Origin of the sequence: Streptomyces sp. NPDC059455, from assembly GCF_042750115.1 — a bacterium.
GTDB lineage: Bacteria > Actinomycetota > Actinomycetes > Streptomycetales > Streptomycetaceae > Streptomyces > Streptomyces endocoffeicus.
In genome coordinates, this window is record NZ_JBHYVB010000238.1 from 1 (window position 1) to 7713 (window position 7713).

6 protein-coding genes and 1 pseudogene are annotated in these 7713 nt (G+C 71.6%); 2 read left to right on the forward strand and 5 right to left on the reverse strand.

Features of this window, described 5'->3' with window-relative positions; translation table 11 throughout:
• Positions 1-92: 92 nt before the first annotated feature.
• From ACFXB5_RS46390 to ACFXB5_RS46400, 3 genes are read right to left on the reverse strand one after another with little or no spacing between them, the layout of a single operon-like run.
• Positions 93-1622 carry an aldehyde dehydrogenase family protein gene (locus tag ACFXB5_RS46390; protein ID WP_385220125.1) on the reverse strand — a complete coding sequence of 510 codons (1530 nt, stop codon included), beginning with the start codon at positions 1620-1622 and terminating at the stop codon, positions 93-95.
• 23 nt (positions 1623-1645) lie between these two features.
• Positions 1646-3043 (reverse strand): 2-oxoadipate dioxygenase/decarboxylase family protein, encoded by a 1398-nt coding sequence (locus tag ACFXB5_RS46395; RefSeq protein WP_385220127.1) that lies wholly within the window; start codon positions 3041-3043, stop codon positions 1646-1648.
• 29 nt (positions 3044-3072) lie between these two features.
• Positions 3073-4254, reverse strand: a complete 1182-nt coding sequence (locus ACFXB5_RS46400) for an NAD(P)/FAD-dependent oxidoreductase (RefSeq protein WP_385220130.1) — start codon at positions 4252-4254, stop codon at positions 3073-3075.
• A 172-nt stretch (positions 4255-4426) separates the two neighbouring features.
• Between ACFXB5_RS46400 and ACFXB5_RS46405 the strand changes: the two genes are divergently transcribed.
• Both ACFXB5_RS46405 and ACFXB5_RS46410 read left to right on the forward strand, forming a co-directional pair.
• Positions 4427-5434, forward strand: coding sequence for a LysR substrate-binding domain-containing protein (locus tag ACFXB5_RS46405; RefSeq protein WP_385220133.1), 1008 nt, complete (start codon positions 4427-4429; stop codon positions 5432-5434).
• Positions 5431-5847, forward strand: a pseudogene (locus tag ACFXB5_RS46410) (amino acid permease); the annotation flags it as partial. The gene ACFXB5_RS46405 and the pseudogene ACFXB5_RS46410, both read left to right, overlap by 4 nt.
• Positions 5848-5997: 150 nt before the next feature.
• On the opposite strand, the gene ACFXB5_RS46415 reads toward ACFXB5_RS46410, so the two are convergent.
• Together ACFXB5_RS46415 and ACFXB5_RS46420 are read right to left on the reverse strand one after the other, a co-directional pair.
• Positions 5998-6786 (reverse strand): thioesterase II family protein, encoded by a 789-nt coding sequence (locus ACFXB5_RS46415; protein ID WP_385220136.1) that lies wholly within the window; start codon positions 6784-6786, stop codon positions 5998-6000.
• Positions 6783-7713: beta-ketoacyl reductase (locus tag ACFXB5_RS46420; RefSeq protein WP_385220139.1), on the reverse strand; the 931-nt coding region annotated here is incomplete at its 5' end. The genes ACFXB5_RS46420 and ACFXB5_RS46415, both read right to left, overlap by 4 nt.

The window sequence follows — 7713 nt, forward strand, 5'->3', positions numbered from 1 at the left end:
GGGGGCGGCGCCCGCCCCCGGGCCCGCGGGGGCCGCCCGCGCCCGGGGCGCCCCCCCCCCCCCCTCCGCGCATGAGTGGGAGAGGGCTCTGATCAGAGGAAGCTGACGCCCTGGGCGAGGGAGAGTTCGCTGGAGTAGTTGATGGTGTTGGTGGCCGAGCGCATATACGCCTTCCAGGCGTCGGAGCCGGACTCCCGGCCGCCGCCGGTGTCCTTCTCGCCGCCGAAGGCACCGCCGATCTCGGCTCCGGAGGTGCCGATGTTGACGTTGGCGATGCCGCAGTCGGAGCCCGCGGCGGACAGGAAGATCTCGGCTTCCCGCTGGTCGCGGGTGAAGATGCTGGACGACAGGCCCTGGGGGACGTCGTTGTGCAGCGCGATCGCCTCCTCGAGGGTGTCGTAGGTGAGGACGTACAGGATCGGCGCGAAGGTCTCCTCCCGTACGACGTCCGTCTGCGCGTCGACGCGGACGAGGACCGGCTCGACATAGGCGGCCTTGGGGGCGGCCTCGGCCAGGCGCCGGTTGCCGCCCGCCAGGATCTTGCCGCCTTGGGCCTGGACGCGGGTGAGGGCGCTGTTCATGGAGTCGAGGGCCGCGGCGGAGATGAGCGGGCCGACCAGCGTGGTGTCCGCGAACGGATTGCCGATGGGGAGCTTGCCGTAGGCGGCGGTCAGCCGCTCGACGAGGGTGTCCGCGATATCGCGGTGGACGATGAGACGGCGCAGCGTCGTACAGCGCTGGCCCGCCGTGCCGGCCGCGGCGAAGACGATGCCCTGGATGGCGAGGTCGAGATCGGCGGACGGGGCGACGATCGCCGCGTTGTTGCCGCCGAGTTCCAGCAGGCTGCGGCCGAAGCGGGCGGCGACGCGGGGGCCGACCTCGCGGCCCATGCGGGTGGAGCCGGTGGCGCTCACGAGCGCGACGCGCGGATCGTCGACGAGCTTCGCACCGACCGCGCGGTCGCCGAGCAGGAGACGGTGTACGTCGCGGGGCGCGCCCACCTCGTCGGCGGCCCGGCCGAGCAGGTGGTCGCAGGCCAGGGAGATCAGCGGGGTGAGCTCCGAGGGCTTCCAGATCACGGTGTCGCCGCAGACGAGGGCGACGGCGGTGTTCCACGACCACACGGCCGCGGGGAAGTTGAAGGCGGAGATGACGCTCACCACGCCGAGGGGATGCCAGGTCTCGGCGAGACGGTGGCCGGGGCGTTCGGAGGCGATCGTACGGCCGTACAGCTGCCGGGACAGGCCGACCGCGAAGTCGCAGATGTCGATCATCTCCTGGATCTCGCCGAGCGCCTCGGAGCGGATCTTGCCCGCCTCGATGGTGACGAGGTCGGCCAGGTCGCTCTTGTGCTCGCGCAGCAACTCACCGAGGCGGCGCACGAGTTCACCACGGCGCGGCGCGGGCGTGGTGCGCCAGGTGAGGAAGGCCGTACGGGACGCCGCGATGGCGTCTTCGGTGTCGGCGTCGGTGGCGGCCGTGAGCCCGAAGAGGTTCTCGCCGGTGAGGGGCGTGCGGGCGGAGAAGTCGCCGCCCTCGGCCACATCGACGCCGTTGTGGCCGAGGGCGGTACGGGCGCGGGCGCGCAGGTCGTCCGTGGTGGGCAGTGCGGTGCTGGTCATGGCGGTCCTCCGGGAGTGAGGGGTCAGCTGGGGGTGCCGGTGAGGCCCAGCTCATGGGCGACGTGTGCGAGGGAGGCGTTCTGCTGCCGTGCGTAGAGGGCGAAGGGGTCCAGGACGTCGCGGCCGATGGCGCCCGAGAGCCAGTCCGCGTCGTACGCCGTGCCCTGCTGGTCGCTGTGGCGGGTGCCCTCGCCGCTGAGGTTGGACTGGAAGATCCCGGCCGCGGAGCGGGGCAGGAAGTCCTCGTAGACGATGGGCTCGGCCCGTACCCAGCCCTGCCGCAGCAGTTCCCCGAGGCCGGTGGGCGGCCTGCCGCCGTCGCGGGGCCGGTCGGGGTGAGGGTGGTAGGTGAAGTAGGCCAGTCCCTTGGCGGCGAGTTCCTGTTCGCTGCCGGGCAGGTGCCGCTCCCATACGGCGCGGGCGATCTCACCCCGGGAGGCCGAGGGGTTCTGGGACGCCTGCTCGTCCACACGGCCGAGGAGTTCGTCGTAGCGGGCCCGGCCCTCGCGGGTGAGGGCGATGCCGCGGGCCTCGACCTCACCGAAGCGGACCCTCAGGGCGCCGCTGATGACACCGCCGTCCGGGGTGCGCATCGCGCGGGGTTCGGCCAGGGCCCGGAAGGAGGTCTGCCGCAGCAGCACATCGGGGCCCTTCCAGGCCGGCGGGCCCTGGATGGTGTCGATCATCTCGATGCCGCGGTCGGTCATGCGCCGGTAGAGCTCGTCGATGTCGAGGACACGCGGGGTGAGGTGGTTGATGTGGGTGCTGCGCACACCGCCGATGTCCGCGGCCACGGCGGAGATCCGCTCCAGGGTCTCGTACCAGCTCTTGTCGACCGGCTCGGCGGACAGCTCGAATGCCCCCACGGCGAGGTGCAGAAACCGCTCGGCCTCCTCCTGGGGCAGCTCCCGCTCGGCGGTGGCACGGTCGGCCAGCGCCAGCAGCTCAGGGGGAAAGAGTTCGCGGTCCGCGAGGAAGGCTTCCAGGCGCGAGCGCAGCTCGGCGTCGAAGAAGCGGGGGTCGGCCGGGGTGAGCATGGAGGTGAACACCCGGAAGGGATTGCGCGCCAGTTCCTCGCCGTCCACCGGCCGGAAGGCGGTGGAGACGACGGGGACGGCGCTGGCCGCGGCCTCCCGAAGGTCGTAGAAGCCCACCGGGTGCATGCCGAGGGCGCCGAAGATCCGGGCCACTTGCCCCAACTCCCGTGGCGTGCCGACACGGATGGCCCCGTGCCGCTCGGCCGTCACCCGGCTGATGGACCCGAGACGTGTCGCATCGGCTCCCCGCGCGCGCAGGACGTCCTCGTTGACCTCGCGCGAGACGTCCACGAGCGTGGTGTAGGCGGGAACCTCCTGCCCGTACATCTCCGACAGCCGCGCCGCGAACGCGGCCCTCAGCTGCCACTGACTGAGCGTTGACATGGTTCGGCCTTTCGATCGGGGTTCACGGTTCACACCACGTGTGCTTCGGGGCGGGTCCCGGCGCCGTGGTGGAACCGGTCGGCGCTGAGCGGGGAGATGTCGGTGAACGGCTCCCGCTCCAGGTACAGATCGCGCACGACCTCGCCGACCGCGGGTGCCTGAAGGAAGCCGTGGCCGGAAAACCCGGCCGCGTAGAGGAAGTTGGGCAGCTCGCCGGAGCGGCCGATCAGCGCGTTGTGGTCCGGTGTGACCTCGTACAGACCGGCCCATCCGCCCGCGGTCTCCATGTCGGCCAGGGCCGGGGCGCGGTGGCGGGCGACGGTGCGGAACAGCTCCAGCCACTCCGGGGTCCAGGTGGTGTCGAAGCCGTCCTCCTGGTCGGGGTCGGCCAGTCCGAGCAGCAGACCGTCGTCGCTGTTGTGGAAGTAGGCGGTCGAGGAGAAGTCGATGGTGAACGGGATGCGTGGGGCGGGCGGTGTGATCGGCGCGGTGAACGCCAGCTGCCGCTTCACCGGCCGGACCGGGAGATGGACGCCGGCCATCTCCCCGATCCGCGCCGACCAGGCCCCCGCCGCGCAGATCACGGTGGAGCACGCGATGTGGCCGTGACTGGTGTGCACACCGACGACCCGGTCCCCGGCCGTGTCGAGGCCGGACACCGCGGTGTGGGTGGCGATGGTGACGCCGGCCCGGGCCGCCGCCCGGGCGTACCCCTGGACGACAAGACCGGGGCGGGCGTGTCCGTCGGCGGGGGAGTACGCGGCGGCCACGAGGCCGTCGGTGCTGAGATAGGGACACAGTCGCTGGGCCTCGTCCGGGCCGATCATGCGGCTCGGCACGCCCAGGCTGTTCTGGAGCCGGACCCCGGCCTCGAAGTCGCTCGCCCGCTGTGCGCTGTCGAGCAGGAAGAGATAGCCGACGGTGTCGAGCCGGATGTCGGCGCCGGGCCGGTGGCGGAACTCCTGGTAGGCACGCAGGCTGCGGCTGCCCAGCTCGATGTTGAGCGGATCGGAGAACTGGGCGCGCACGCCGCCGATCGGCTTGCCCGAACTGCCGCAGCCGAGGTCGCCGCGCTCGACGACGACGATGTTCGTCACCCCGGCCTCGGCGAGGTGAAACGCGGTGCTCGCACCCATCACGCCGCCACCGACGATCACAACATCGGCGGAGGCGGGAACGGTGCGGAAGGCGGAGGCGGAGGCGGAGGACAACAGACCACTCCCTTCCAGAGGCCATCTCGCCGGACGAGGACGGGTCCACGCCCGGGGCGGCAGGGGTGTCAGGACAGAGCGACGCCGATCAGCTATCTCTGCGTCATCGTGCAGCACACCAAACGTTGACGTCTATCAACGGTCCATGCTTCTGATCTTTTAGGATCCCTATATGGACTGGACGAGTGCGCAGCTGCGTTCGCTGGTGGAACTGACCAGACGCGGCACCATCACCGCGGTCGCGGCAGCCCTGGGATACACCCCCGGCGGGGTATCGCAGCAGATCACCGCGCTGGAGAAGGCCACCGGCATGCAACTGCTGCGGCGGGTGGGACGCCGCGTGGAACTCACCGACGCCGGGGCGACCCTGGCCCTGCACGCCGAGCGCATCCTCACCACGGAGGCCGAGGCCGTCGAAGCGCTGGAGCGCACCCGGAACGAGATCTCCGGGACCCTGCGGGTCGGGCTCTTCGCCACGGCCGCCGCCGAGATCCTGCCGCCCGCCCTGCGGCAGGTGCGCGAGACGCACCCCGGCGTGACCGTGCGCAGCCGGGACATGGACGTGGACGAGGTGTACGACGCGGTGGCCGGCGGAAGCGTGGACTTGGCGCTGGGGCTGGACTACCCGGATGTGCCCATCCCGCGGGATCCGTCCCTGCGGGTGCGGGAGCTGTCCAGGGAACGCTTCTCGCTCGCGGTACCCACCGGGACCATGTCCGGGTGGTCCGGCAGGTCCGGTCAGTCCGGCAGGTCCGGTCAGTCTGGCAGGTCAGGTGGGCCAAGGGTCTCGCTCGCCGACACCAGGGACCTGGGATGGATCGTGCCGTCAGTCGGCAGCTACTACGGCCGCGCCGTGCTCACCGCCTGTCGCCGCGCTGGTTTCGAACCGCAGGTGCTGCACGAAGTGACGGACACGGCCGCCACCCTGGCCCTGGTCGAGGCCGGTGTCGGGGTCAGCGTGGTGACGGATCTGATGCTCCGGCTGCGCTCGTCCTGCCTCGATGTCCTGGAGCTGCACGAGACGATGGAACGCCACATCGTGGTGGTGTGCCGCTCCTTCGCCGAGCACCGGCCGACGGTGGCCGCGCTGGTGGATGTGCTGGTAGATGTGTTGCGAACCTCGGCGGATCGGCCGGCGCCGCTACCGTCTTCTTCGCCGTCTTCGGCTATGACGCGCTGAGCACCGCCGCCGAGGAGTCGGTGGAGGCCCGCGACAAGCTGCCCAAGGCCATGATGCTGTCGCTGGGCATCTCCATGGTCCTGTACGTGCTGGTGTGCGTCGTGCTCACCGGCATTCAGCACTACAGCGAGCTCAACCCGAACAGCGGGATCTCCAGCGCCTTCGCCGGCGTGGGGCTGAACGGGCTGGCCAACGTCATCGCCGTCGGAGCGGTCATCGGCATCGTCTCCGCCGTGCTCGCGGGCGTGCTGCCCATCAACGCGGTGGCGGAACTGACCAACATCGGTGTCCCGCTGGCCTTCATGGTGGTCTGCTCGTCGGTGCTGATCCTGCGCTACCGGAAGCCGCACCTCAAGCGCGCGTTCCGATGCCCCGGGATGCCGGTGGTGCCCGTCCTCGGCATCATCTTCTCCGGCTGGCTGATGTCGTTCCTGCAGTGGGAGACCTGGGTGCGCCTACGGCTACCGGCGCACCCGCCAGGTGATGCCCGGAGGGTCCGTGGACCTCGACACCCTGGACGACCTGGCCGACACCGAGGATCCCGAACCGCGCACCCTGGGGGCCTAGCCAGATGCCGGACTCCGGTACGCGGCCAGCAGATCGTCCGTCAGCCGACCGACCACCTCCGCCACTTGGGTGCGCAGATAGTGGTGGCCACCGGGAAAGCGGTGGACCCGGGCGTCGGCCGTCGTACAGGCGCCCCACTCGGGCAGCGACTCCGGGTCGACCATCGGGTCGTCGAGTCCGCCGAAGACGCTCAGCCGCGCGCTCAGCGGCGGCCACGCCCGCCGCGTGTGCTGCAGCAGCGCCACCGCGTCCGCGAGGAACGGGGTGTAGACGGTCCGGGTGAGCGCGTCGTCGGTCGGCTGCTCCCAGCCCATGATCTCGGTGATGACGGCGATCCCGGCGCCGAGGTTGCGCGCGATGTGGTCGTCGAGACCGTCGCGGTTCGGGGGCGGCACGGCGGACAGCGCGAGCAGGTCCGGTTCGGTGCGCGACTCCGACCGGAGCCGGTGGGTGGCTTCGAAGGCGAGCAGCGCCCCGAAGCTGTGCCCGAAGACGGCGTAGAAGCCATCGGCGGGCGGCCGGTGCCGCAGATCCGCGGCGATCGCCTCCGCGATGCCCGTGGCGGCCCAGCCGATATCGGTGATCGACGGCTCCCCGGCGCGGGTGCCGCGGCCCGGCAGATCGACCGCCACCAGGTCGAACAGTTCGGAGAACACGGCGACCCAGGGCAGGAAGAACTCCGATCCGGTGCCGGACGGCGGTACGCAGTGGAGCCGGATCCGCGCGGTCTGCCGGTCGGTGAGCCGGTTGAGCTCCGCGCCGGGGAACGGCGGGCGCGCGGTCATGCGCCCCGCCTGACCCGCCCGAGCAGGCGTGGGGCGAGTTGCCGGACACCGGCCGCGGTGGCCAGTTCCATCGTCGGGACCACACAGTCCAGCCTGCGTTGCAGTACGGAGCTCAGCTCGGCCGCCATCAGCGACTCCAGGCCGAGCTGGTCGAGCCGGGTGTCCGGGTCGATCCGCTCCGGAGCGGTGTGCAATACCGCGGCCAGCGCCGAGACCAGCACCTCGGTGACGATGGCCAGCGCATCCGGCTCGTCCGCCGAGCGCACCAGCTCCGGTATGTTCCGGTCGGCGTCATGGGGATCGGCGTCCGGGTCGGGCAGGATCTCGGCGAAGCGCGGTGCGGCGACGGCGGGGAGGAGCTTCGCGGTCTGCGCCCAGTCCGTGTTCCCCACCATGACGACGTCCGCATCGGGATCGGTGATCAGCTCGCCGAGAACCCGGGTGGCGGCGGTGGAGTCGAGTTCTCCGAACCCGGCCTGCCGCATGGTGTCGACCATGCCGGCCCGGTCGGCGTAGCCGGTGTCGGAGATGGCGCACCACTGCACGGCCAGTCCGGGCAGCCCCGCGGCCCGGCGCTGCCGGATGATCGCCTCGCCCGCCAGGTTGCCCGCGGCGTAGGTGCTTTGCCGGAGGTTGCCCGCGAGCGCGGAGATGGAGCTGTAGAAGACGAAGAAGTCGAGTGGCCGGTCGCGGGTGAGCCGGTCCAGGTGTGCCGTCCCGTCGAGTTTCGGGCTCACCACCGCGCGGGTCCGCTCGTCGTCGAGCTCCACCGCGGTGGCGTCGTCGAGGACGTCGTCGAGCACCATGGCGGCGTTGATGACTCCGCGCAGCGGATGGCCGGTGGCGTCGAGGGGGGGGCCCCCGGGGCCGGTGGGGGGGGGGGGGGGGGGGTTGGGTGGGGGTGGGGGGGGCGCGCCCCCCCCCCGC

Bases quoted from the DNA above. Each gene is read 5' to 3' on its own strand.
- ACFXB5_RS46390 (WP_385220125.1), bottom strand. From the start codon at position 1,622: ATGACCAGCACCGCACTGCCCACCACGGACGACCTGCGCGCCCGCGCC.
- ACFXB5_RS46395 (WP_385220127.1), bottom strand. From the start codon at position 3,043: ATGTCAACGCTCAGTCAGTGGCAGCTGAGGGCCGCGTTCGCGGCGCGG.
- ACFXB5_RS46415 (WP_385220136.1), bottom strand. From the start codon at position 6,786: ATGACCGCGCGCCCGCCGTTCCCCGGCGCGGAGCTCAACCGGCTCACC.
- ACFXB5_RS46405 (WP_385220133.1), top strand. From the start codon at position 4,427: ATGGACTGGACGAGTGCGCAGCTGCGTTCGCTGGTGGAACTGACCAGA.